Source organism: Luteimonas soli (assembly GCF_042648865.1).
Lineage (GTDB): Bacteria > Pseudomonadota > Gammaproteobacteria > Xanthomonadales > Xanthomonadaceae > Luteimonas > Luteimonas soli.
This window is the reverse complement of the sequence record NZ_JBHRYA010000003.1, coordinates 31137-54801: the sequence shown is the minus strand read 5'-3', so window position 1 is coordinate 54801 and position 23665 is coordinate 31137. Positions and strand designations below refer to the sequence as shown.

The following is a 23665-nucleotide window of genomic DNA, read 5'->3' as shown; positions in this document are numbered from 1 at the left end:
CCCATGGCGATACCAAGCCCCAGCCCGCGACGCGGGCTGATTTTCGTGTTCCCCGCGTTCGCCGCCGCGCTGCTCCTGGCCGGCTGCGCGAGCACCGGTGGACTGGCGCCGCAGGAACACCCGATCGAAGCCGATTCGCTTGCCAGCAGCCGCAGCCTGGATGGTCCGACGCTCAGCGACGCCGCATTCCCGGCCCGCGACTGGTGGACCACGCTCGGCGACCCGCAGCTCGACGCCTTGGTCCGCGAAGCCCTGCGCGACAGCCCCTCGCTGGCCGCCGCCGACGCGCGCCTGCGCCAAGCGCAGGCGCAGGCCGGCCTGGCCGACGCGGCGCGCAAGCCGACGCTCGGCGCAAGCGCGCAGGAAACCGCCGTGCAGCTGCCCGAAACGCTGGCGCCGGAGCCGCTGGGCGGCGACCTGCAGGCGAGCACGGTGCTGATGCTGAACTTCAAATGGTCGCCCGACCTGTGGGGCGGCAAGCGCGCGAAGTACGAGGCCGCCGTCGGCCAGGCGCGGGCGGCGCAGGTCGACGCGCAGGCCGCGCGGCTGACGCTGTCGTCCAGCGTCGCGCGCAGCTACGTTGCGCTCGCGCAGGCATACGAAATGCTCGACGTCGCGCAGCGCGAACAGGCGCGCGCCTCGCGCCTGCACGACCTGAGCCGCCAGCGTGTCGACGCCGGCATCGACAACCAGCTGCAGTTGCGCCAGTCGGAAAGCACCATCGCCGCGGCGGAGCAGCAGGCGCAGGCGGCGCAGCAGCAGATCGACGCGCTGCGCAACGCGCTGGCCGCGCTGCTGGGCAAGGGGCCGGACCGCGGTCTCGACATCACCCGCCCGCGCCTGCTCGACGCGCCCTCGCCCGCCGTGCCGGCGGTACTGCCCAGCGAACTGCTCGGCCATCGCGCCGACGTCGTCGCCGCACGCTGGCGCGTGGAAGCAGCCAGCCGCGGCATCGACGCGAGCAAGGCCGCGTTCAAGCCCAGCATCAACCTCAACGCGCTGGTTGGCCTCGCCTCCGCCGGCCTGTCCGAGCTGTTCAGTGGCGACGCGCTGCTCGGCTTCGGCGGCCCGGCGATCAGCCTGCCGATCTTCGACGGCGGTGGCTTGCGCAGCCAGCTGGCGAAGTCCGACGCCGACTACGACCTCGCCGTCGCCGGCTACAACCAGACGCTGGTCGGCGCGCTGCACGAAGTCACCGACGCGGTGCAGGCGGCGCGCTCGCTCGATGCACAGATCGCGTCGGCGACGCAGGCGCGCGACGCCGCGCAGTCGGCACTGGACATCGCGACCGCGCGCTACGACGCGGGGCTGGGCACCCAACTCGACGTGCTCGCCGCGCAGCGCCCGCTGCTGCAACTCGAACAACAGCTCGCCGGGCTCGATGCGCAGCGCTACGCGGCGACGATCGACCTCGACAGCGCGCTGGGCGGCGGCCTCGTGCCCGTCGGCCCGGATGCCGCGCCCCACCCCGACACCCGTCCAGACCTTGCCAGGGCCCCCACGCCATGACGACCGAAATCAATCCGCAAGCCGCCACCACGCCCGCCGCCGCGACGCCCGCGCCGAAGAACGGCAAGCGCCGCCGCGCGCTGCTGGTCGTCGCCGCCGTGGTGGTGCTGGCCGGCCTCGCCTGGCTTGCCTACTACCTGCTGGTCGCGCGCTGGCACCAGGACACCGACGACGCCTACGTGCAGGGCAACGTGGTCAGCATCGTGCCGCAGACGGTGGGCACGGTGGTCGCCATCGACGCCGACGACGGCATGCGCGTCGAAGCCGGCCAGCCGCTGGTGGAACTCGACCGCAACGACGCCCAGGTCGCCTACGACCAGGCCGTAGCCAACCTCGCCGGCACCGTACGCCAGGTGCGCGGCCTGTACAGCAGCGTCGACGCCGGCCAGGCCGACATCAGGGCACGCCAGGTCGCGGTGTCGCAGGCGCGCGCCGACGTGAAGCGCCGCGAAGGACTGGTCGCCAGCGGTGCGGTCTCGCGCGAGGAACTCGCCCACGCACGCGACATGCTCGCCGCCGCCGAAGCCGCACTGTCGGCCTCGCACGGCCAGCTTGCGCGCAGCACCGCGCTGGTCGACGCCACTACGCTGCAGAAGCAGCCGCAGGTGCAGGCCGCGGCGTCGCAGCTGCGCCAGGCCTGGCTCAACCTGCAGCGGACCTCGATCGTCGCGCCGGTGTCGGGCTACGTCGCCCAGCGCCACGTGCAGCTGGGCCAGCGCGTGCAGCCGGGCGCCACGCTGATGACGATCGTGCCGATCGAGCAGATGTGGGTCGAAGCCAACTTCAAGGAAACCCAGCTGACGAAGATGCGCATCGGCCAGCCGGTCGAGGTGCAAGCCGACCTGTACGGCGGCGGCGTCACCTACGAAGGCAAGGTCGCCAGCCTCGGCATGGGCACGGGCAGCGCGTTCTCGCTGCTGCCGGCGCAGAACGCCAGCGGCAACTGGATCAAGATCGTGCAACGCGTGCCGGTGCGGATCGAACTGGATCCGAAGCAGCTCGCCGAACACCCGCTGCGCATCGGCCTGAGCATGGCCGTGGATGTCTCGATCCGCGACCAGGACGGCCGGATGCTCGCCGGCAGCGCGCCGAAGGACGGCAAGCCGCTGTTCTCGACCGGCGCCTACGCGAAGCAGCTCGCCGACGCGGACGCGCTGATCACCAGGATCATCGAGCAGAACCTGCCTGACAGCGCGCACGGCTGAGCGGACACGCCCCCATGTCCAGCATCGTCGAACAGGAAGAGCGGTTCGGGCTTCCGGCAACGCCGGAGCCGGCACGCGCCTTTGCGCCGCCCAATCTCGCGCTGGCCACCATCGGGCTGGCGCTGGCGTCGTTCATGCAGGTGCTCGACACCACGATCGCCAACGTCTCGCTGCCCACCATCGCCGGCAACCTCGGCGCCAGCGCCAACCAGGCGACGTGGGTGATCACCTCGTTCGCGGTGAGCAACGCGATCGCGCTGCCGCTGACCGGCTTCCTCACCCGCCGCTTCGGCGAGCGCAAGCTGTTCATGTGGGCGACGCTGGCGTTCGTGATCGCCTCGTTCCTGTGCGGCCTGGCCAACAGCATGGGCCTGCTGGTGGTGGCGCGCGCGCTGCAGGGCTTCGTCGCCGGGCCGATGTACCCGGTGACGCAGGCGTTGCTGATCTCGATCTATCCGCCGCAAAAACGCGGCCAGGCGATCGCGCTGCTGGCGATGGTCACGGTGGTCGCGCCGATCGCGGGCCCCATCCTCGGCGGCTGGATCACCGACAACTACAGCTGGGAATGGATCTTCTTCATCAACATTCCCATCGGCATCTTCTGCAGCGTGGTGGTCGGGCGGCAGCTCAAGGGCCGGCCGGAACAGCTGGAGAAGCCGAAGATGGACTACGTCGGCCTGGCCACGCTGATCCTGGGCGTGGGCGCGCTGCAGATCATGCTCGACCTGGGCAACGACGAGGACTGGTTCAACTCGACCAAGATCATCGCGCTGGCGATCATGGCCGTGGTCGGCCTCACCGTGTTCGTGATCTGGGAGCTCACCGACAAGGACCCGATCGTCAACCTCAAGCTGTTCCGCCACCGCAACTTCGCCAGCGGCACCATCGCGCTGGTCATGGCGTACTCGGCGTTCTTCAGCGTCGGCCTGCTGGTGCCGCTGTGGCTGCAGCGCAACCTGGGCTACACCGCGATCTGGGCCGGCTTCGCCACCGCGCCGATCGGCATCCTGCCGATCCTGCTCACGCCCATCGTGGGCAAGTACGCCACCCGCATGGACCTGCGCTGGCTGGCGACCTTCGCCTTCATCGTGATGGCGTTCACCAGCTTCTTCCGCGCCGGCTTCAACCTCGACGTCGACTTCCACCGCGTGGCCGAGGTGCAGCTGTGGCAGGGCCTGGGCGTGGCGCTGTTCTTCATGCCAGTGCTGACGATCCTGCTGTCGGACCTGGAGCCGCACGAAATCGCCGCGGGCTCGGGGCTTGCGACCTTCGTGCGCACGCTGGGCGGCAGCTTCGCCGCATCGCTGACCACCTGGGGCTGGAACCAGCGCAGCACCATCCACCACGCCCAGCTGACCGAGCACATCGGCGCCCACGACCCGGGCATGCTGCAGACCGTGACCCAGCTGGGACAGGGCGACGTGCAGCGCGGCGCGATGCTGCTCAACCAGATGATCTCGCAGCAGGCGGTGCAGATCGGGTTCAACGAGATCTTCCACCTGCTTGGCATCCTGTTCCTGGTGGTGATCGTGTTCGTCTGGTTCGCCAAGCCGCCGTTCGCGGCGAAGATCGGCGGCGCCGCCGGCGGCGGGCACTGAGCCGCGCGGGCGCGTGGCAACCTGCTGGTGCGGGAGCGGCTTCAGCCGCGATCTTTGAGCCGCGTTTGCGGGAGCGGCAACGGCATGCCGTTACGGGGAAGTCACGACCGGATTCGTGGGGAAGGCCTTCGCGACTTCCGTCGCTCCTACGAGGCCGGGAGTTGCGAGCCGGAAATCGGAAATCGCTTCTCGCTCTTGCCCCCTTTGAAAAAGGGGGTATGGGGGATTTGCTCTTGATCTGACCCTCAAAAGCTCGCGGCTGAAGCCGCGCTTCAGGCCGCGTCCAACGCGTCCACCAGCCGCTCCACCGCAATCACTTCCATGCCCTTGTAGCTGCCGCCCTTCGGCGCGTTCGCCTTGGGCACGATCGCTCGCTTGAAACCGTGGGTGGCGGCTTCCTTCAACCGCTCCTCGCCGTTGGGGATAGGGCGGATCTCGCCGCTCAGGCCGACTTCGCCGAAGGCCACGGTCTTGTCGGCCAGCGGTTGGTCGCGCAGCGAGGACAGCACCGCCAGCAGCACCGGCAAATCGGCCGCGGTTTCCTGCACGCGGATGCCGCCGACCACGTTGACGAACACGTCCTGGTCGCCGACCGCGACGCCGCCATGGCGGTGCAGCACGGCCAGCAGCATCGCCAGGCGGTTGCCTTCCAGCCCCACGGCGACGCGGCGCGGATTGGACAGCGGCGAAGAGTCCACCAGCGCCTGCACCTCCACCAGCAGCGGCCGCGTGCCTTCGCGGGTGACCATCACGCAACTGCCGGGTTGCCGGGCGCTGCCACCGGAGAGGAAGATCGCCGACGGGTTCGGCACTTCCTTCAGCCCCTTCTCGCCCATCGCGAACACGCCCAGCTCGTTGACCGCACCGAAGCGGTTCTTGAACGCGCGCAGCACGCGGAAGCGGCTGCCGCTGTCGCCCTCGAAATACAGCACAGCGTCGACCATGTGCTCGAGCACGCGCGGGCCAGCGATGCCGCCTTCCTTGGTCACGTGGCCGACCAGGAACACGGCCGCGCCGGTTTCCTTGGCGTAGCGCACCAGCCGCGCGGCCGACTCGCGCACCTGGCTGACCGAGCCGGGCGCGGCGGTCAGCGATTCGGTCCACAGGGTCTGGATCGAGTCGGCGATGATCAGTTTCGGCTGCAGCGCGGCGGCGTGTTCGAGGATGCGTTCGACGCCGGTTTCGGCCAGTGCATTGACGCCGTCGACCGGCAGGCCGAGCCGCGCGGCGCGCCCGGCGACCTGCGCCAGCGACTCCTCGCCGGTGACGTACAGCCCCGGTAGCGTAGCCGCCATCTGCGCGACTGCCTGCAGCAGCAGCGTCGACTTGCCGATGCCGGGGTCGCCGCCGACCAGCACCACCGCGCCCTCGACCAGGCCGCCGCCCAGCACGCGGTCGAACTCGCCAATGCCGGTCGTCACGCGCGCGTCCTCATGGTGGCGCACGTCCTTGAGCGCGGTCACCTTCGGCGCGTCGACCTTGCCGGCCCAGCCGCTGCGGCGCGACGCCGGCGACTTCGCCGCCGCCGCGGATTCGAGCACGATCTCCGACAACGTATCCCAGGCGCCACAGGCACCGCACTGTCCTTGCCACTTGTTGAAGTCCGCGCCGCACTCGCTGCAGACGTAGGCGGTCCTGGCCTTGGCCATGCGTGGATTCCGGATCCGGGGAGCGGACAGGATAGCCGGCGGCGGTCGCGCTGGACGAGACGCCACGCGTGCCGGACTCACCGGACGACGACGAGCACGAACGAAGTCGTCCGGATTTCCCTAGCGGGCGTGGCCGTCTGCGCCGTTGAGCGAAGCGCCGTCGGCGCCGCTGACGTTGCCTTCCGCGGGCACTTCATCCGCCTCGCGCCGCTCGATGATCTTCGTCGCCTGCGCATCGGCGGCAACGCGATGCTGCAGCGACTTGCACAGCTCGATCCCGGCCGAGGTCAGCTGCAGGGGATCGGTGTCGATGGTGACCAGCCCGCTGTCGATCAGGCGCTGGTGGATCTTCGTGTCGCCCGATTCCAGCGGCAGGCACTGGTCGATCCGCTGCAGCACCTCGAGCAGGGCAAGGTCTTCGAGGGGAATCGGATCCATGGGCCGTGCTCGGGTACTGCGGAAGGTGGTGCCGGAAATAGGAATCGAACCTACGACCTACGCATTACGAATGCGCCGCTCTACCAACTGAGCTATTCCGGCGATGTTGCAAGCTGCGGCAAAGGCCGGAGCGGGCCGTGGATTCTAGGTTTCACGGCCGCCCCGGTCAATCGACCAGCTGGACGCGCAGCTCCTTGGGCAGCGCGAAGACCATGCTTTCCGGCTCTCCCGACAGTTCCCGCAGGCCGGCGGCGGCGCCCAGCGCCTGCAGGCGGTCGATCACGCCGCGCACCAGCACGTCGGGGGCCGAGGCGCCGGCGGTGACGCCGATGTGGCGGCGGCCTTCGAGCCACTGCGGGTCGATCTCGTCGGCGCCGTCGATCAGGTAGGCCTCGACGCCCTCGCGCTCGGCCAGCTCGCGCAGGCGATTGGAGTTGGAGCTGTTGGGCGAGCCGACCACGAGGACCAGGTCGCACTGGGCGGCGAGTTCGCGCACCGCGTCCTGACGGTTCTGGGTGGCGTAGCAGATGTCGTCGTTCTTCGGGCCCTGGATCGCGGGGAAGCGGTCGCGCAGCGCCTCGATCACGCCGCGCGTGTCGTCGACCGACAGCGTGGTCTGGGTGGTGTAGGCGAGGTTGCCGGGCTGGTCGACTTCGAGCGCGGCCACGTCCTCGACGTCCTCGACCAGGTAGATGCGGCCGGCACCGCATTCGCGATCCCACTGCCCCATCGTGCCTTCCACCTCGGGATGTCCGGCGTGCCCGATCAGCACCACGTCGCGGCCGGCGCGGCAGTGGCGCGCGACCTCGAAATGCACCTTGGTGACCAGCGGGCAGGTCGCGTCGAATACCTTCAGCCCGCGCCTTTCGGCCTCGCTGCGTACTGCCTGCGAGACGCCATGGGCGCTGAAGATCACGGTGGCGCCGTCGGGCACTTCGTGCAGTTCCTCGACGAAGATCGCGCCGCGCTGCTTGAGGTCGTCGACCACGTATCTGTTGTGCACGACCTCGTGGCGCACGTAGATCGGCGCGCCGAGCGTCTCGATCGCACGCTTGACGATCTCGATCGCGCGGTCGACGCCGGCACAGAAACCGCGGGGGTTGGCGAGGACGATGTCCATGGCGCCCGATTTTACCGGAGACCGGCCGCGGAAACCCCTGTTTTCCTGCAACGGAGCCGTCCGGCGCCGGACGCGCACCGTTTCGCGGGTGGGATGCCCGGCAGGGGCAGGCCTAACCGGGGAAGGGCCGGCTCAGCCCTTGCCGGCGTCCGCCTTCTTCTGGAACAGCCCGAACAGCGCAATCCCCACCGCCCCGGCCACGATCGCCGAATCGGCGATGTTGAACGCCGGCCAGTAGTGGTCGCGCCAGTACCACTGGACGAAGTCGATCACGTGGCCGTGGATCACGCGGTCGATGACGTTGCCCAGCGCGCCGCCCACCACCAGCGCGAACGGCAGCGCCGTGCGCCAGTCGCTGCGCGGGGTACGCGACAGCCAGAACGCCAACAGGCCACTGATGCCCACCGCCAGCGCCGAGAACAGCCAGGTCTGCCAGCCACCCGCATCGGACAGGAAGCTGAACGCCGCGCCGGTGTTGTAGGTGCGGTACCAGTTCCAGAAGCCGTCGATCACCGGCACCGGCGTGTACTCGGGCAGGCTCGACAGCACCCAGGCCTTGGTCCACTGGTCGAGGGCGATGACGATGGCCGAAAGGGCCAGCCAGATCAGCGCGTTGGGTTTGACCTTCGTCATCATCAGAACCATTTCCGGTCTTCGCCCGGCCCCTCGATGTTGGACACGCAGCGCCCGCACAGCTGCGGATGCGCGGCATGGCTCCCGACGTCGGCGCGGTGGTGCCAGCAGCGCACGCACTTGGGCTTGCGCGTCGGCGTCGCGATCACGGTGATCTCGTGCGCGTCGTCGTCGGCCTCCAGCGACACGTCGCCGCTGATCAGCAGGAAGCGCAGCTCGTCGACCAGCGGCGCCAGCCAGTTCTGGTCGGAAACGCCACACTTCAGCGCGATCTCCGCCTCAAGCGCGGCGCCGATCTCGCCGCCGGCGCGCATCGGTTCGAGCACCTTGGCGACCTGCTCGCGCAGCGCCAGCAGCGCATCGAATTCCTTGGCCGAAGGCGTCGCGTCCCCGTCCATCGGTGCGAGTCCGTCGTACCAGGTCGCGAACAGCACGTTGTCCCTGCGCGCGCCGTCGACCGGCGCGGGCAGGTAGCCCCACATTTCGTCAGCGGTGAAGCTGAGCACCGGCGCGATCCAGCGCACGAAGGCCTCGGCGATGCGGTACATCGCGCTCTGCGCGCTGCGGCGGCCGTGCGAGTCTTCCGGCATGGTGTACAGCCGGTCCTTGGTGACGTCGAGGTACAGCGAGCCCAGGTCGACGCTGCAGAAGTTGAGCAGCGCCTGCACGATCTCGGCGAAGGCGTAGCGCGCATAGGCATCGACGATCTTCTGCTGCACCTCGAACGCGCGGTGCACGATCCAGCGGTCCAGCGCGACCATGTCGTCGAGCGGGCGCAGGTGCGCAGCCGGGTCGAAACCGTGCAGGTTGCCGAGCAGGAAGCGCGCGGTATTGCGGATGCGGCGGTAGGCGTCGGCATTGCGCTTGAGGATCTCCTGTGACAGCGACATCTCGTTGCTGTAGTCGGCCGAGGCGATCCACAGGCGCAGGATGTCGGCGCCCAGCGTCTTCATGATGTCCTGCGGCTCGATGCCGTTGCCCAGCGACTTGGACATCTTGCGGCCGTGCTCGTCGACGGTGAACCCGTGCGTGAGGCACTGCCGGTACGGCGCGGCCCTGTCGATCGCGACACCGGTGAGCAGCGACGACTGGAACCAGCCGCGGTGCTGGTCCGAGCCTTCCAGGTACAGGTCGGCCGGCTTGCCGAGCCCGCGTTCGAGCAGGACCGTCTCGTGGGTGACGCCCGAGTCGAACCAGACGTCGAGGATGTCGGTGATGCGGTCGTAGTCCTTCGCCTCGTCGCCGAGCAGTTCGGCCGGATCGAGCGAATACCACACGTCCACCCCGCCCTGCTCCACGCGGTCGGCGACGGCACGCATGATTTCGCTGCTGCGCGGATGCGGCTCGCCGCTCTCGCGATGCACGAACAGCGCGATCGGCACGCCCCAAGTGCGCTGGCGCGAGATCGTCCAGTCCGGACGCCCCTCCACCATGCCGGCGATGCGCGCCTCGCCCCAGCCCGGATACCACTTGACGCCCTTGATCGCTTCCAGCGCATCGCGACGCAGGTTGGCCTGCTCCATCGAGATGAACCACTGCGGCGTGGCGCGGAACGCCACCGGCGTCTTGTGCCGCCAGCAGTGCGGGTAGCTGTGCTCGAACTTCGCGAACGCCAGCAGCGCGCCGTTGCCGCGCAGCACGTCGACGATGGCGTCGTTGGCCTTCCAGATGTGCGTGCCGGCCAGTTCGACGTCACCTGCCGGCGGCGTCGACGGCAGGTACACGCCGCGGCCGTCGACCGGATTGAGCTGCGCCGCCGAATACTTCTCGACCAGCCCGTACTTCTGCCCGGCGACGAAGTCCTCCTGGCCGTGGCCAGGCGCGGTGTGCACGGCGCCGGTGCCGTCCTCCGCGGAAACGTGGTCGGCGAGGACCAGCGGGATGTCGCGGTCGGCATAGAACGGGTGCGCGAGCAGTTGGCCTTCGAGCACGGCGCCGGTCGCGCGACCGTGCACGACGGCCTCTTCCACGCCGTAGCGCTGCAGCGCCTTGCCGACCAGCGGCTCGGCCACCACCAGCCAGCGCGGCTTGCCGTCGTACACGGGGCCTTCGACAAGCGCGTATTCCAGGTCCGCGCCAAGCGACACCGCCAGCGAGGCCGGCAGCGTCCACGGCGTGGTGGTCCAGATCGGCACCGCGACTTCGGCGCCTTCGGGAAGATCGGTGCCGAACAGCCGTGCCAGCACCTTCGCATCGCGCGCGGCGTAGGCCACGTCGACTGCGGGCGACACCTTGTCCTGGTACTCGATCTCCGCTTCGGCCAGCGCCGAGCCGCAGTCGAAGCACCAGTACACCGGCTTGACGCCGCGCACGAGGTGGCCGTTGTCGATCACCTTGGCCAGCGCGCGCATCTCGTCGGCCTCGAAGCGGAAATCGAGGCTGCGGTAAGGATGCTCCCAGTCGCCGATCACGCCCAGGCGCTTGAAGTCCTTGCGCTGCACGTCGATCTGCGCGTTGGCGTACTCGCGGCACTTCTGCCGGAACTCGACCGCGTCGAGCTTCACCCCGACCTTGCCGTACTTCTTCTCGATCGCGATCTCGATCGGCAGGCCGTGGCAGTCCCAGCCCGGGATGTAGGGTGCGTCGAAGCCGGCCAGGTACTTCGACTTGACGATGATGTCCTTGAGGATCTTGTTGACCGCGTGGCCGAGGTGGATCGCGCCGTTCGCGTACGGCGGCCCGTCGTGCAGCACGAACAGGTCGCGGCCCTTCGCGTTCTCGCGCAGGCGTGCGTACAGGCCTTCGGATTCCCAGCGCTCCAGCGTCACGGGCTCGCGCTTGGGCAGGTCGCCGCGCATCGGGAAGTCCGTGGCCGGCAGGTGCAGCGTGGCCTTGTACGGGTTGTCTGGCTTTGTGGTCTTGTCTGCGCTCACGCTCGTCGCCGCAATGGGTTGTTCATGGAAGGCCCGCGCTTCGACGCGCGGGCGCCTGCTCCGGGGCGGAGAGCATATCGCGCGCCTGCCGGGCGTCGCGGTCCATCTGCTCGACCAGGGCTGGCAGATCGGGGAATTTCTCTTCGTCGCGCAGTTTGGCGACGAATTCGACCTCGATGCGACGACCGTACAGGTCGCCGTCGAAATCGAACAGGTGCGCCTCCAGCAGCGGCTCGACGCCGCCCACCGTGGGCCGGGTGCCGAAGCTCGACACCGACGGCCACGGACGGTCGCCGACGCCGTGCACCCACGTCGCGTAGATGCCCGACAGCGCCGGCCGCTTGTCGTCGAAGCGCAGGTTGGCGGTGGGATAGCCCAGCGTGCGCCCGAGCTGGCGCCCGCGCACCACGCGCCCGCCAATCGAGTACGGCGCGCCCAGCAGGCGCGTCGCGGCGTCGAAGTCGCCAGCCTGCAGCGCGGCGCGGATGCGGGTGCTGGACACGCGTTCGCCGTCGAGCATCACCGGCGCGATGGCTTCGGCGGTGAAGCCGTGTTCGGCGCCCTCGCGCTGCAGCGTGCCCAGGTCGCCCGCGCGGCGATGGCCGAAGCGGAACTCCGGCCCGACGTGCACCTCGCGCGCCGCCAACCGACCGACCAGCACGGTGCGCACGAAGGCTTCCGCGCTCATCGCCACCATGCGGGCGTCGAAGCGCAGCAGGCCGACCAGGTCGGCATCGAGTTCGCACAATCCCTCGAACTTCGCCCGCGGCAGCTGCAGCCGCGGCGGCAGCTCGCCCCTGGCGAAGAACTCGCGCGGCAGCGGCTCGAAGCTCAGCGCCACCATCGGCACGCCAAGCGCACGCGCACGGCCAGCCGCGTGGCGCACCAGCGCGCGATGGCCCAGGTGCAGGCCGTCGAAGGCGCCGATGCAGACCACACTGCCGTGGGGGCACAGGGGCCCGCCTTCGACGTCGCGGAACAGCTTGCTCATCGGTTCTCTGTGATTTGGATTCCGGGCCGCCCGCGTTGCCTGCTGTTTGTGGGAGCGGCTTCAGCCGCGAGCTCTTCCGGATGGTCGGGCGCGTGTTGGAAAGCTCGCGGCTGAAGCCGCTCCCACAACAGCGAAAGGCCCGCCGGCCAGACCCGATCGGACAGTATAGCTGCGGCGCAGCAAAAACCCGCCGTCAGTGCCGCAGGTGGCGCGGCCGGATGCCCTGCAGCCACAGCGCCGCGACGTAGGCGACGGCGCCCGCACCGACCACCACCGCCAGCCGCCAGACCCGCTCCCACCACGGCCAGGTCGTCCAGTCCTGCCACTGCCACAGCACGGCCACCACCACCACCACCAGCGCGATCGCCGCCAGCGCCAGCTGGCGCAGGAATCGCCGCCATCCCGGTTGCACCGTGTACACGGCGGCCCGCCGCAGGTACCACCACAGCTGGATCGCGTTGAGCCAGCCGGCCAGTGCGATCGCCAGCGCAAGGCAGGCGTGCGCGCCGGGGATCCGCCCCAGCGCCTCGAACGGCCGACCGCCCGAAGCTTCCATCGCCTCGCGACCGATCCCCGTCAGCATCAACAGCCCGGCCATCAGCAACACCGTGAACAGCGCGTTGCCGATCACGGACGCCACGGCCGCCTTCACCGGCGTCTTCGTGTCCTGGCGCGAATAGAACGCCGGCGCCAGCACCTTGACCAGCAGGAAGGCCGGCACCGCGGTGGCCTGCGCCACCAGGCTCAGCCGCGCCATCGCGGTGTCGCGGGCACCGAACTCGCCGTGCTGGAACAGGGTCGCGATCAGCGGCTCGGCGCACAGCATCAGCCCCAGGCACGCCGGCACGCCGATCAGCAGGCACAGGCGGAAGCCCCAGTCGAGCGCCTTCGAAAAGCCTTCCGGGTCGGTCGACGCGTGGCGACCCGACAGGTGCGGCAGGATCACCGTGCCGATCGCGACGCCGAACATGCCCAGCGGGAACTCCAGCAGCCGGTCGGTGTAGTACAGCCAGGTCACGCTGCCACCGATCAGGAACGAGGCCACGATGGTGTTCAGCAGCAGGTTGACCTGCGCCACCGAGGCGCCGAACAGGGTCGGCACCATCAGCTTCATGATCTTGCGCACGCCAGCATGCGCCACGCCCCAGCGCGGCCGCGGCAGCAGCCCGAGTTTCGCCAGCAACGGCAGCTGGAACGCCAACTGCAGGATGCCGGCGGCGAACACGCCCCAGGCCAGCGCCAGCACCGGGTCGTAGCCCCACGACTGCAGCAGCGGCGCCAGGCACAGCGCCGCGGCGATCATCGACAGGTTCATCAGCACCGGCGACAGCGCCGGCACCGCGAAGCGCCCGTAGCTGTTGAGGATGCCGCCTGCCATCGACGCCAGCGAGATGAACAGCGCGTACGGGAAGGTGATCCGCAACATCTCCGCGGCCAACCTGCCCTGCTCGGTCTCGGCGCCGAAACCCGGCGCGAACAGCGGCATGATCCACGGCGCCAGCAGCACCGCCGCGGCGGTCAGTACCAGCAGGAAGGCGGTCAGGGTGCCGGCGACGCTGTCGATCAGCTCCTTCACCGCTGCTTCGCCGTGAAGGCTCTTGTACTCGGCCAGCACGGGCACGAAGGCCATCGAGAACGAGCCCTCGGCCGACAGCCGGCGCATGAAGTTGGGGATCCGGAACGCCACCACGAAGGCGTCCATGGCCGGGCCGGCGCCGAAGACCGCCGCGTAGACCTGGTCACGGACCAGCCCGCTGATGCGCGACAGGAAGGTCATCGCGCTGAACACCGCCGTCGAGCGCAGCAGGCCCGTCCGTTTCGGCGCGGCCGCCGCCGGGTCCGGGGCGCTCACCAGCCCGCTCCGGGCCGTTCCGGACGGTTGACGCAAGCCGCTGAATTGCCCATAATTTCCCGTTCGTTTCCCCGCCCAACGCTCAAACCCGGCATGCCCGGGCCATCCAGGAATTCATTGTGGCCAACATCAAGTCCTCCAAGAAGCGCGCCAAGCAGGCCGTCGTGCGCAACCTGCGCAACAACAGCCAGCGTTCGATGCTGCGCACCGCCGTCAAGAAGGTGCTCAAGGCGCTCGAAGCCAACGACGCCGCCGGCGCCCAGGAAGCCTTCAACGTCGCGCAGCCGATCCTCGACCGCTTCAGCGCCCGCGGCCTGATCCACAAGAACAAGGCCGCCCGCCACAAGAGCCGCCTCACCGCGCGCATCAAGGCGCTCAAGGCAGCCTGACCCCGCATCGCCTGGCCCGTCCAGGCGGCGCGTCGCGAAAGACCCGGCCCGCGCCGGGTTTTTTGTTGCCCGGGATTCAGCCCACGGCATCCTGCGGGCAGTCACCGCACCGCGGGTTTCCACCGGCGCTGACACGCTCGTATTCCTGCGACTGCCCACGGCCGGGGAAAGGCGGGCTTCCCTCAGCCGCCCTGGGGAGTCAGGCCGCATCGGGGCCGGTCGGCTCGCCCGCGGCCGCCGCGTCGTCCAGCGCATCGGCGCGCAGGCGGTCGAAGAACGCCTGCACCTCCAGCATGATCGGCCAGGTGCCCTCGCGGCCGATCGCCGAGACCAGGAACCACGGCTGCTCCCAGCCGAGCCCGGCGACGATCTCCTCCGCCCTCGCCCGCGCCTCGTCCTCGAACATCAGGTCGGCCTTGTTGAGCACCAGCCAGCGCGGCTTCTCCAGCATCGCCGGATCGTACTTGCGCAGCTCGGCCTCGATCGCGCGGACCTGCTCGACCGGCTCGGCTTCCACGCCCGATTCCATCGGCGCGATGTCGACCAGGTGCAGCAGCAGCCGCGTGCGCTGCACGTGGCGAAGGAACAGGCTGCCCAGGCCGGCGCCGTCGGCGGCGCCCTCGATCAGGCCGGGGATGTCGGCGATCACGAAGCTGCGGCCCGGCTCGACGCTGACCACGCCCAGGTTCGGGTACAGCGTGGTGAACGGATAGTCGGCCACCTTCGGCGTGGCCGCGGACACGGCACGGATCAGGGTGCTCTTGCCGGCGTTGGGAAAGCCGAGCAGGCCGACGTCGGCCAGCAGCTTGAGTTCCAGCCGCAGCAGGCGCTCCTCGCCCTCCTCGCCGGGCGTGAACTGCCGCGGCGCGCGGTTGGTCGAGCTCTTGAAGTGCATGTTGCCCAGGCCGCCCTTGCCGCCCTTGGCCACCAGCATGCGGTCGCCGTGGCGGGTCATGTCACCGATGACCTCGTCGGTGGCCACGTTGATGACCTCGGTGCCCACCGGGACGATGATGGTGGTGTCCTCGCCGCCCTTGCCGTAGCGCTGCTGGCCCATGCCGTTCTCGCCACGCTGGGCGCGGAACCGCTTCTGGTGGCGGAAGTCGACCAGGGTGTTGAGGTTCTCCGACGCCTCCAGCCAAACGCTGCCGCCGTCACCGCCGTCGCCGCCGTCGGGCCCGCCAAGCGGGATGAACTTCTCGCGCCGGAAACCGACGCAGCCGTTGCCGCCGTTTCCGGCGGTGACTGTAATTTCGGCTTCGTCGACGAGTTTCATGGGGGCGGGATTCGGGATTCGGGATTCGGGATTCGGGATTCGGGAGAAGCTTAAGCCTTTGCCGTCATTCCCGCGAAAGCGGGAACCCAGTGTCTTGGCGATACCTGCACTCGCCACCGCATGACGGTTCAACGTGAAGTCGCTTGGTTCCCGCTTTCGCGGGACTGACGATGCAGGTGTGCCGACCTTGCATCAGCCGCCGACAGAAACAAAAGGCCCCGCCAAGGCGGGGCCCTTCATGCCTCGGACAGTCCGTCCTCAACCAGCGACGACGCTGACCGTGCGGCGCTTCTTCGGGCCCTTGGTCGCGAACTCGACCTTGCCGTCGACGAGCGCGAACAGGGTGTGGTCGCGGCCGAGGCCGACGCCTATGCCCGGGTGGAACTGGGTGCCGCGCTGGCGGACGATGATGTTGCCGGCTTCGATCGCCTGGCCACCATAGATCTTCACGCCGAGGTATTTCGGGTTGGAGTCGCGGCCGTTGCGCGAGGAACCTACGCCCTTTTTATGTGCCATGGCTGCTTCTCCTTACTTCTTGTCGCCACCGGCGATACCGGTGATCTCGATTTCGGTGTAGTGCTGCCGGTGGCCCATCTGCTTGCGATGGTGCTTGCGGCGGCGGAACTTGACGATGCGGACCTTGTCGGCGCGGCCGTGGCCGACGACCTTGGCGGTGACGGTGGCGCCCTTGAGCGCGTCGCCGACCTTGATGCCTTCGCCGTCGCCGAGCATGAGCACGTTGTCGAACGTGATCTCGTTGCCGGCCTCGTGCTCGCCGAGCAACTCGACGCGGAGCGTCTCGCCCTTCATCACGCGGTATTGCTTACCGCCGGTGACCAGAACTGCGTACATGATTGCGTTTCCTGATTTCGTGGATCTTCTAGTAGTTCTTCTTTGGCTGCCCGCCATCGAGGGCGAACAGAAGCGGAATTGTAGGGGTTTCAGCGGGTTAGGGTCAACTGGCCCCTACGGCTGCGCAGCCCTGCAGGAGCGGCCTCAGCCGCGAGCTTTCGTCTCGGCTCCTCCCCTGCGAAGGCAGGGGGACGCTGGGAGGGGGTGCCCACGGTTCGAGTTGACCCGGAAACACCCATTCCTGCCTTCGTCAGGAGACGTGGCAAGGGCTCGCGTTGAGCCATTCACGGGCTGCCCCGACCACGCGACGATGGGTTTCGCTGCGCTCTACCCATCCTACGGGCTCTTCTGGCGCCAGGAGCCGACGCGCTATCCGAGCGGTCGGGCGGGGCGGGCCTCGCGTCAAGCCGGCCATGGATGGCCGGCGCGCGACTCAGGGCAGGATGCCCTGACTGAGCGAAGAGCGAGGCCCGCCCCGTCCGGCCGCGGGCCGACGCTGCTTTCCGGCACGCCCTTCCCGTGATCCCCGAAGCTCGCGGCTGAAGCCGCTCCTGCGGATTGCAGGCGCCGGCCGCATGAACGCCCACGTCGCGGCGGCTGCGACACCGCCCAGGCAGGCTGGCAATTCCCACCATTTGCCCCCAAATCGGGGGCTCGTTACGCTCCCCTGTTCGGTCGCGATCCCGCCGCCGGCCGCCTCTCCCGCTTCCAAGGTCCCCACCCCCGATGGCGATGGACACCATCCGCATCCGCGGAGCCCGTACCCACAACCTCAAGAACATCGACCTCGACCTGCCGCGCGACCAGCTGATCGTGATCACCGGCCTGTCCGGCTCGGGCAAGTCGTCGCTGGCGTTCGACACGATCTATGCCGAGGGCCAGCGCCGCTACGTCGAGTCGCTGTCGGCCTACGCGCGGCAGTTCCTGAGCGTGATGGAGAAGCCCGACGTCGACCACATCGAAGGGCTGTCGCCGGCGATCTCGATCGAGCAGAAGTCGACCTCGCACAACCCGCGCTCGACCGTCGGCACCATCACCGAGATCTACGACTACCTGCGCCTGCTGTACGCACGCGTGGGCCTGCCGCGCTGCCCGGACCACGGCTACCCGCTGGAGGCGCAGACCGTCAGCCAGATGGTCGACCAGGTGCTGGCGCTGGACAACGATCCGAAGACCGCCGAACAGCGCTGGATCCTGCTGGCGCCGGTGATCCGCGAGCGCAAGGGCGAGCACGCGCAGGTGTTCGAACAGCTGCGCGCGCAGGGCTTCGTGCGCGTGCGCGTGGACGGCGTGCTGCACGAGATCGACGCGGTTCCGCCGCTGGCCCTGCGCCAGAAGCACACCATCGAAGCGGTGATCGACCGCTTCAAGGTCCGTGACGACATCAAGCAGCGCCTGGCCGAATCGTTCGAGACCGCGCTCAAGCTCGGCGACGGCATGGCGACAGTGCAGTCGATCGACGACGAAAGCGCAGTGCCGTTGCTGTTCTCTTCGAAATACAGCTGCCCGGTGTGCGACTACGCGCTGCCGGAGCTGGAACCGCGGCTGTTCTCGTTCAACTCGCCGGTCGGCGCCTGCCCGGGCTGCGACGGCCTGGGTGTGTCGCAATTCTTCGACCCCGCGCGCGTGGTGGTGCACCCCGAGCTGTCGCTCGCCGCCGGCGCGGTGCGCGGCTGGGACCGGCGCAACGCCTACTACTTCCAGCTGATCCAGTCGCTGGCCAAGCACTTCGGCTTCAGCGTCGACACGCCGTGGAATGAACTGGCCGAGGAGTCGCGCCAGGCAGTGCTGTTCGGCAGTGGCAAGGACGCGATCACCTTCAGCTACATCACCGACTCCGGTGGCCGCACCCAGCGCAAGCACAAGTTCGAAGGCATCTTGCCCAACCTTGAACGCCGCTACCGCGAGACCGAATCGGCGGCGGTGCGCGAGGAACTGTCGAAGTACATCAGCGAGCGCCCCTGCCCCGACTGCGGCGGCGCGCGCCTGAATGCCGCCGCCCGCAACGTCTTCGTCGCCGACCGGCCGCTGCCGGACCTGGTGGTGCTGCCGATCGACGAGGCACTGGCCTTCTTCGGCCAGATGCAGCTGCCCGGCTGGCGCGGCGAGATCGCGACCAAGATCGTCAAGGAGATCCGCGAGCGGCTGACCTTCCTCGTCGACGTGGGCCTCGACTACCTGACGCTGGAACGCAAGGCCGACACCCTGTCCGGCGGCGAAGCGCAGCGCATCCGCCTGGCCTCGCAGATCGGCGCGGGCCTGGTGGGCGTGATGTACGTGCTCGACGAACCGTCGATCGGCCTGCACCAGCGCGACAACGAGCGCCTGCTCGGCACCCTCACCCGCCTGCGTGACCTGGGCAACACGGTGATCGTGGTCGAGCATGACGAGGACGCGATCCGTCTGGCCGACCACATCGTCGACATCGGCCCCGGTGCCGGCGTGCACGGCGGCGAGGTGGTCGCCGAGGGCAGCTACGCCGACGTGCTCGAAGCGCCGCGCTCGCTGACCGGGCAATACCTCAGCGGCAAGCGCCGGATCGAAGTACCCGGGCATCGCCACAAACCCAACCCGAAGATGCAGCTCAAGCTCTTGGGCGCGTCCGGCAACAACCTCAAGGACGTCGACCTGACGATCTCCTCAGGACTGTTCACCGCGATCACCGGCGTGTCCGGTTCCGGCAAGTCGACGCTGGTCAACGACACCCTGTACGCGCTGGCCGCCAACGAGATCAACGGCGCCTCGCACAAGCCTGCCCCGTACCGCGCGGTCACGGGGCTGGATCTGTTCGACAAGGTCGTGGACATCAACCAGTCGCCGATCGGCCGTACCCCGCGCTCCAACCCGGCGACCTACACCGGCCTGTTCACGCCGCTGCGCGAGCTGTTCGCCCAGGTGCCCGAGGCGCGTGCTCGCGGGTACGCCGCCGGCCGCTTCAGCTTCAACGTGCGCGGCGGCCGCTGCGAGGCCTGCCAGGGCGATGGCCTGATCAAGGTGGAGATGCACTTCCTGCCCGACGTGTACGTGCCCTGCGACGTGTGCGGCGGCAAGCGCTACAACCGCGAGACGCTGGAGATCCTCTACAAGGGCCACAGCATCCACGACGTGCTGGAGATGACGGTCGAGGACGCGCTGAAGCTGTTCGAGCCGGTGCCGTCGATCGCGCGCAAGCTCGAAACCCTGCTCGACGTGGGCCTGAGCTACATCAAGCTCGGCCAGCCTGCGACGACGCTGTCCGGCGGCGAGGCCCAGCGCGTGAAGCTGTCGAAGGAACTCTCGCGCCGCGACACCGGCCGCACGCTGTACATCCTCGACGAACCCACCACCGGCCTGCACTTCCACGACATCGAACACCTGCTCGCCGTGCTGCACAAGTTGCGCGACGACGGCAACACGATCGTGGTGATCGAGCACAACCTGGACGTGATCAAGACCGCGGACCGCGTCGTCGACCTCGGCCCCGAGGGCGGCCACCGCGGCGGCATGATCATCGCCGAAGGCACGCCGGAGGAACTGGCGACGATGCCGCAGTCCTACACCGGCCAGTTCCTCGCCAAGTCGCTGGGCATGGACAAGCCGGCGACCGCCGGCAAGGCCAGGAAGGCCGCCAAGGCAACGAAGAAAAAGGCAACCGCCCGCAGGAAATCCGCAGCATGAGCCTGGACAACCGCACCGCCCTGTTCCGCATGCCGATCGCGCTGCGCTGGCGCGACCTGGACGCGTTCAACCACGTCAACAACTCGAACTTCATGACCTACCTCGAGGAGGCGCGGATCCGCTGGTTCGAGTCGCTGGACGAGGAGTGGGTCACCGAGGAGACGGCCCCGCTGCTGGCGGCGGTGCAGATGAACTACCGGGTGCCGATCCCGTACCCGGCCGAAGTCATCGTCGAGCTGTTCGCCGATCGCGTCGGCAATACGAGCGTGACCGTCGGACACACCATCGCCAGCGCCGACGGCGCCACGCTGTATGCCGACGGACACGTGGTGATGGTGTGGATCGACCGTGCCAGCGGACGCCCGACGCCGCTGCCGGACAGCGTGCGCCGCGCGGCGTCCCGTTGAGGCATTCGGCGCCCGGTCGCGCGCCTACAGCGCGTCCGGCCTGCGTACCTCGAACTCGCCGAGCAGCTCGCCACCGCCGGACACTTCGAACACCACCACGACCTTGCTGCCCGCCTTCAGCGGCGCGTGCGGCCGCATCAGCATCAGGTGCATGCCGCCGGGCTTGAGCACGGCCGCGTCGCCGGGGGCGATGCGCAGCTCCGGCAGGTGGCGCATGCGGTTGACGCCGTCGACGATGCGCGTTTCGTGCAGTTCGGCGCTGTCGAACGCGGGGCTGCTCGCGCCGGTGATCGTGACCGGACTCGCACAGTCGTTCTGGATGCGGCCGAAGCCGGCCATCATCGGCATGCCCGCCGGGCCCAGCCGCACCCAGCCGTCGCGCACCTGCGGCTGGCAGTCGCGCGCGGACGCCGGCGACGGAATGAAGGCCAGCGCGCAGGCGGATGCGAGCGCGAGCGCGGCGAGGATTCGATGCATGCTCATGCGCCTATGATAGCCGTTCCCATCGCCCGGCCCGAAGCGGCCACGCACGGACAAGGATCAGCATGACCACTTTGATCAAGCGCATCGACCACGGCGACGTCCGCGAACTCCGGCTGGACCGCGCGCCGGTCAACGCGCTCAACCCCATGGTCTGCGCGCAGCTGGTCGAGGCGCTGCGCGGCGCCGTGGCCGACGGCGTCGGCGGCATCGTGCTGTCGGGCGGGCCGAAGGTGTTCTCGGCCGGGCTCGACGTGCCCTTCCTGCTCGCCCTGCCCGACCGCGACGCGCTGAAGGCGGCGTGGGAGCAGTTCTTCCTCGCCGCGCGCGAACTGGCCGCGTGCCCGGTCGCCGTGGCCGCGGCGATCAACGGCCACGCGCCGGCCGGTGGCTGCGTACTGGCGCTGTGCTGCGACTACCGGGTGATGGCCAGCGGCCCGTACCGCATCGGCCTCAACGAAACCCGGGTGGGCCTGGCCGCGCCGGACGGCATCCAGCGCCTGATGCGCCGCGTGGTCGGCGCGCACCGCGCCGAACGCCTGCTGGTGTCCGGCGAGATGGTCGAATCCGAACAGGCGCTTGCGATGGGGCTCGTGGACGAACTCACCGACATCGACGGCGTGCCCGCGCGCGCGCTCGCGTGGCTGCAGGCGCTGCTGCAGCTGCCGCGCAAACCGGTCCTGGCCACGCGCGCGATCGCCCGCGCCGACGTGGTCGAAGCGCTGCGGCCGGAGCACATCGGCCTCGACCATTTCGTCGACGGCTGGAACGATCCGGATACGCAGGCCGGGCTGCGGGCATTGGTCGCCAAGCTGGGCAAGTAGGTCGGGGTTACGCTCCCGACGGCTTTTGACCCGCCGCGGGATATCCGATGCCAACGGTTCCGTTCGCAAAAAGCCGTCGGGGGCGTAACCCCGACCTACGACCCGGCTGCCACCGGCCGCGCCGGATCCTCGATCCAGCCGCTCCACGAGCCGGTGAACAGCTTCGCGCCGGGCAGGCCGGCGTGTTCCATCGCCAGCAGGTGGTGGCAGGCGGTGACGCCGGAGCCGCACATCGCCACCACGTCGCCGGGCGCATGTGCGGCGAGCAGTTCGCGGAATTCCCGCGCCAGCTGTTCGCGCGGCTTGAAGCGGCCATCGACGAGGTTGTCGGCATAAGGACGGTTCACCGCGCCCGGCACGTGCCCGGCGACGCGGTCGATCGGTTCGGCTTCGCCGCGGAAGCGTTCGCGGCCGCGCGCGTCGACCAGCATGCCGCCACGCGCCAGGTGCGCCTGCACCTGCGGCGCGTCGAGCAGGCGGCTTTCGTCGAAGCGTTCCGTGCGTGCGACGCGTGTGACCTCGCGCACGCCGGTCTGCGTGGGCAAGCCCAGGTCGGTCCAGTGTTTCCAACCGCCATCGAGCACCGCGGCGCGTTCGTGGCCCAGCGCGCGCAGCAGGAACCACAGTCGCGCGGCAAAGGCGCCGTCGCCGTCGTCGTAGGCGACCACCTGGTGCGAGGCGGTGATGCCCCAGTCGCCCAGGCGCGCGTCGAAATCGGTGGCGTCCGGCCACGGGTGGCGGCCGCCGCTCTGCTTGCGATGGTCGGACAGGTCGCGGTCCAGGTGCGCGTACAGCGCGCCCGGCAGGTGGGACGCGGCATAGGCCGCCGGGCCGGCCTCGGGCGCGGCGAGCGAGAACCTGCAGTCAAGGATGGCCAGGTCGTCTCGCTTCAACGCGGCGGCGAGCGTGCGGGCATCGACAAGCGTGGTCCAGGACGCGGTCATGGCAATCGCTCCAGTCGTTGGCGCAGGTTGAACAGGATCGACGCGGTCGCGCCCCAGATGCGCTGCGCGGGCGCGGCCGGCGGGCGCAGGAATTCGAGCACCTCGCGCCGCTTGCCACGATAGTCCATGGCGACGTGCTGCAGGTTGTCCGGCGACATCAGCCAGTCGAGCGGCACCTCGAACACGTCCGACACTTCCGACGGATCGGGCACGGGGACGAAGGCCGGGTCGATCCGCGCCACCACCGGCAGCACGCGGAAACCGGTAACCGTGGCCAGAGGGTCGAGGTAGCCCAGCGGCTGCGCCTGCGAGCGGTCGAGACCAACCTCCTCCTGCGCCTCACGCAAGGCCGCGGCAACCACGTCGGCATCGTCTTCCTCGATCCGTCCGCCCGGGAAGCTCACCTGCCCCGGGTGATGGCGCAGAACGTCGGTGCGACGGGTCAACAACACCCCGAGGCTCGATCCATGCGGCACCAGCGGCACCAGCACCGCCGCCTCGGCCACGCTGGAATCCGGGACCAGGAGATCGGAAAGCTCATCGAGGTTCCAGCCCTCGCCGCCCGGCAGCGCCTCCAGCGGATGCAGCGCCCCGCGCAGGCGCGGCAGGGTGATGGGGCTGGCGGAACCCTTCGGCATCAGGCGCGCCGCGCCTCGCGCTCCGGGAGCACGTCCTCCATCAGCCGCAGGCGCGCGTCGTCGTCCATGTGGATCCAGGTCGCGATCTCGGTCGATGTCCGGTGGCAGCCGTCGCAGTAACCATCTTCGGCCATGGTGCACACGCCGATGCAGGGACTGAGCACGGCGCGGAACGGGGAATCCATTGTTTTCTGTACTCGGTGCGCCCTGGGTGGCGCAAGAAAAAGGCCGCGTCGACGCGGGTCGACGCAGCCTGGGTGGATCCGATGGGCCGGGTGATTCCGGTTGCAGCGCGCTGCTGGCGCTTCGTCGCTGGGCCGGAACCGCTGG

General features: G+C 69.3%; 19 protein-coding genes, 1 tRNA gene and 1 pseudogene. 7 read left to right on the top strand and 14 right to left on the bottom strand.

The window, feature by feature from the left end; translation table 11 throughout:
• Positions 1 to 3: 3 nt before the first annotated feature.
• Genes ACFONC_RS03655 through ACFONC_RS03645 form a run of 3 tightly spaced genes read left to right on the top strand, consistent with a single transcriptional unit; the run spans position 4 to position 4312 of the window.
• Positions 4 to 1509 (top strand): efflux transporter outer membrane subunit, encoded by a 1506-nt coding sequence (locus ACFONC_RS03655; protein ID WP_386742359.1) that lies wholly within the window; start codon positions 4 to 6, stop codon positions 1507 to 1509.
• Positions 1506 to 2714, top strand: a complete 1209-nt coding sequence (locus tag ACFONC_RS03650) for an HlyD family secretion protein (protein WP_386742358.1) — start codon at positions 1506 to 1508, stop codon at positions 2712 to 2714. The genes ACFONC_RS03655 and ACFONC_RS03650 overlap by 4 nt, the downstream gene beginning before the upstream one ends.
• Complete coding sequence (locus ACFONC_RS03645; protein ID WP_386743050.1) at positions 2711 to 4312, top strand: DHA2 family efflux MFS transporter permease subunit; 1602 nt, start codon at positions 2711 to 2713, stop codon at positions 4310 to 4312. Before ACFONC_RS03650 ends, ACFONC_RS03645 begins: the two co-directional genes overlap by 4 nt.
• Positions 4313 to 4584: 272 nt before the next feature.
• Here the strand turns inward: ACFONC_RS03645 and radA are convergent, their stop codons facing one another.
• The 8 genes from radA to murJ all read right to left on the bottom strand — a co-directional run bounded on the left by radA (position 4585) and on the right by murJ (position 13868).
• The gene (gene radA / locus ACFONC_RS03640) at positions 4585 to 5961 is read right to left on the bottom strand and encodes a DNA repair protein RadA (protein ID WP_386742357.1); all 1377 of its coding nucleotides are present in this window, start codon (positions 5959 to 5961) and stop codon (positions 4585 to 4587) included.
• 120 nt (positions 5962 to 6081) lie between these two features.
• Positions 6082 to 6399, bottom strand: coding sequence for a hypothetical protein (locus ACFONC_RS03635; protein ID WP_386742356.1), 318 nt, complete (start codon positions 6397 to 6399; stop codon positions 6082 to 6084).
• Positions 6400 to 6425: 26 nt separating this feature from the next.
• Positions 6426 to 6501 (bottom strand) — tRNA-Thr (locus tag ACFONC_RS03630).
• A gap of 64 nt (positions 6502 to 6565) precedes the next feature.
• A complete protein-coding gene (gene ispH / locus ACFONC_RS03625; RefSeq protein ID WP_386742355.1) occupies positions 6566 to 7519 on the bottom strand; it encodes a 4-hydroxy-3-methylbut-2-enyl diphosphate reductase in 954 nt (317 codons plus the stop codon).
• 132 nt (positions 7520 to 7651) lie between these two features.
• Positions 7652 to 8155 carry a signal peptidase II gene (gene lspA / locus ACFONC_RS03620; protein WP_386742354.1) on the bottom strand — a complete coding sequence of 168 codons (504 nt, stop codon included), beginning with the start codon at positions 8153 to 8155 and terminating at the stop codon, positions 7652 to 7654.
• Positions 8155 to 10950 carry an isoleucine--tRNA ligase gene (ileS, locus tag ACFONC_RS03615; protein ID WP_386743049.1) on the bottom strand — a complete coding sequence of 932 codons (2796 nt, stop codon included), beginning with the start codon at positions 10948 to 10950 and terminating at the stop codon, positions 8155 to 8157. Before ileS ends, lspA begins: the two co-directional genes overlap by 1 nt.
• A gap of 97 nt (positions 10951 to 11047) precedes the next feature.
• Positions 11048 to 12016, bottom strand: a complete 969-nt coding sequence (locus tag ACFONC_RS03610; RefSeq protein ID WP_386742352.1) for a bifunctional riboflavin kinase/FAD synthetase — start codon at positions 12014 to 12016, stop codon at positions 11048 to 11050.
• Positions 12017 to 12209: 193 nt separating this feature from the next.
• Entirely contained in the window at positions 12210 to 13868 is a 1659-nt protein-coding gene (gene murJ, locus ACFONC_RS03605) for a murein biosynthesis integral membrane protein MurJ (protein WP_386742351.1), read from the bottom strand.
• Positions 13869 to 13987: 119 nt separating this feature from the next.
• On the opposite strand from murJ, the gene rpsT reads away from it, so the two are divergent.
• Entirely contained in the window at positions 13988 to 14257 is a 270-nt protein-coding gene (gene rpsT, locus ACFONC_RS03600; RefSeq protein WP_386742349.1) for a 30S ribosomal protein S20, read from the top strand.
• A gap of 199 nt (positions 14258 to 14456) precedes the next feature.
• On the opposite strand, the gene obgE is transcribed toward rpsT, so the two are convergent.
• The 3 genes from obgE to rplU form a co-directional block, all read right to left on the bottom strand.
• Entirely contained in the window at positions 14457 to 15533 is a 1077-nt protein-coding gene (obgE, locus tag ACFONC_RS03595; protein WP_386742348.1) for a GTPase ObgE, read from the bottom strand.
• 258 nt (positions 15534 to 15791) lie between these two features.
• Entirely contained in the window at positions 15792 to 16049 is a 258-nt protein-coding gene (gene rpmA, locus ACFONC_RS03590; protein ID WP_386742346.1) for a 50S ribosomal protein L27, read from the bottom strand.
• A 12-nt stretch (positions 16050 to 16061) separates the two neighbouring features.
• Positions 16062 to 16385, bottom strand: a complete 324-nt coding sequence (rplU, locus tag ACFONC_RS03585) for a 50S ribosomal protein L21 (protein WP_386742345.1) — start codon at positions 16383 to 16385, stop codon at positions 16062 to 16064.
• Between the two features lie 726 nt (positions 16386 to 17111).
• Here rplU and uvrA point away from each other — a divergent pair.
• The gene (gene uvrA / locus ACFONC_RS03580; RefSeq protein ID WP_386742344.1) at positions 17112 to 20042 is read left to right on the top strand and encodes an excinuclease ABC subunit UvrA; all 2931 of its coding nucleotides are present in this window, start codon (positions 17112 to 17114) and stop codon (positions 20040 to 20042) included.
• A complete protein-coding gene (locus ACFONC_RS03575; RefSeq protein ID WP_386742342.1) occupies positions 20039 to 20449 on the top strand; it encodes an acyl-CoA thioesterase in 411 nt (136 codons plus the stop codon). The genes uvrA and ACFONC_RS03575 overlap by 4 nt, the downstream gene beginning before the upstream one ends.
• Before the next feature lie 24 nt (positions 20450 to 20473).
• Here the strand turns inward: ACFONC_RS03575 and ACFONC_RS03570 are convergent, their stop codons facing one another.
• Entirely contained in the window at positions 20474 to 20932 is a 459-nt protein-coding gene (locus ACFONC_RS03570; RefSeq protein ID WP_386742341.1) for a copper chaperone PCu(A)C, read from the bottom strand.
• A 62-nt stretch (positions 20933 to 20994) separates the two neighbouring features.
• Here ACFONC_RS03570 and ACFONC_RS03565 point away from each other — a divergent pair, with 62 nt between their 5' ends.
• Positions 20995 to 21753 carry an enoyl-CoA hydratase/isomerase family protein gene (locus tag ACFONC_RS03565; protein ID WP_386742339.1) on the top strand — a complete coding sequence of 253 codons (759 nt, stop codon included), beginning with the start codon at positions 20995 to 20997 and terminating at the stop codon, positions 21751 to 21753.
• 95 nt (positions 21754 to 21848) lie between these two features.
• Here ACFONC_RS03565 and ACFONC_RS03560 read toward each other — a convergent pair whose 3' ends face one another.
• Together ACFONC_RS03560 and ACFONC_RS03555 are read right to left on the bottom strand one after the other, a co-directional pair.
• A complete protein-coding gene (locus tag ACFONC_RS03560; RefSeq protein WP_386742338.1) occupies positions 21849 to 22697 on the bottom strand; it encodes a sulfurtransferase in 849 nt (282 codons plus the stop codon).
• Positions 22694 to 23520 (bottom strand): annotated as a pseudogene (locus ACFONC_RS03555) (NUDIX hydrolase). Before ACFONC_RS03555 ends, ACFONC_RS03560 begins: the two are co-directional and overlap by 4 nt.
• Positions 23521 to 23665 lie beyond the last annotated feature (145 nt).

Coding starts and splice junctions, on each gene's coding strand:
- ACFONC_RS03575 (WP_386742342.1), top strand. CDS start 20,039: ATGAGCCTGGACAACCGCACCGCCCTGTTCCGCATGCCGATCGCGCTG.
- ACFONC_RS03655 (WP_386742359.1), top strand. CDS start 4: ATGGCGATACCAAGCCCCAGCCCGCGACGCGGGCTGATTTTCGTGTTC.
- ACFONC_RS03610 (WP_386742352.1), bottom strand. CDS start 12,016: ATGAGCAAGCTGTTCCGCGACGTCGAAGGCGGGCCCCTGTGCCCCCAC.
- ACFONC_RS03650 (WP_386742358.1), top strand. CDS start 1,506: ATGACGACCGAAATCAATCCGCAAGCCGCCACCACGCCCGCCGCCGCG.
- ileS (WP_386743049.1), bottom strand. CDS start 10,950: ATGCGCGGCGACCTGCCCAAGCGCGAGCCCGTGACGCTGGAGCGCTGG.
- ACFONC_RS03565 (WP_386742339.1), top strand. CDS start 20,995: ATGACCACTTTGATCAAGCGCATCGACCACGGCGACGTCCGCGAACTC.
- rplU (WP_386742345.1), bottom strand. CDS start 16,385: ATGTACGCAGTTCTGGTCACCGGCGGTAAGCAATACCGCGTGATGAAG.
- radA (WP_386742357.1), bottom strand. CDS start 5,961: ATGGCCAAGGCCAGGACCGCCTACGTCTGCAGCGAGTGCGGCGCGGAC.
- uvrA (WP_386742344.1), top strand. CDS start 17,112: ATGGCGATGGACACCATCCGCATCCGCGGAGCCCGTACCCACAACCTC.
- rpmA (WP_386742346.1), bottom strand. CDS start 16,049: ATGGCACATAAAAAGGGCGTAGGTTCCTCGCGCAACGGCCGCGACTCC.
- ACFONC_RS03635 (WP_386742356.1), bottom strand. CDS start 6,399: ATGGATCCGATTCCCCTCGAAGACCTTGCCCTGCTCGAGGTGCTGCAG.
- ACFONC_RS03570 (WP_386742341.1), bottom strand. CDS start 20,932: ATGAGCATGCATCGAATCCTCGCCGCGCTCGCGCTCGCATCCGCCTGC.
- lspA (WP_386742354.1), bottom strand. CDS start 8,155: ATGATGACGAAGGTCAAACCCAACGCGCTGATCTGGCTGGCCCTTTCG.
- obgE (WP_386742348.1), bottom strand. CDS start 15,533: ATGAAACTCGTCGACGAAGCCGAAATTACAGTCACCGCCGGAAACGGC.
- ACFONC_RS03560 (WP_386742338.1), bottom strand. CDS start 22,697: ATGACCGCGTCCTGGACCACGCTTGTCGATGCCCGCACGCTCGCCGCC.
- ispH (WP_386742355.1), bottom strand. CDS start 7,519: ATGGACATCGTCCTCGCCAACCCCCGCGGTTTCTGTGCCGGCGTCGAC.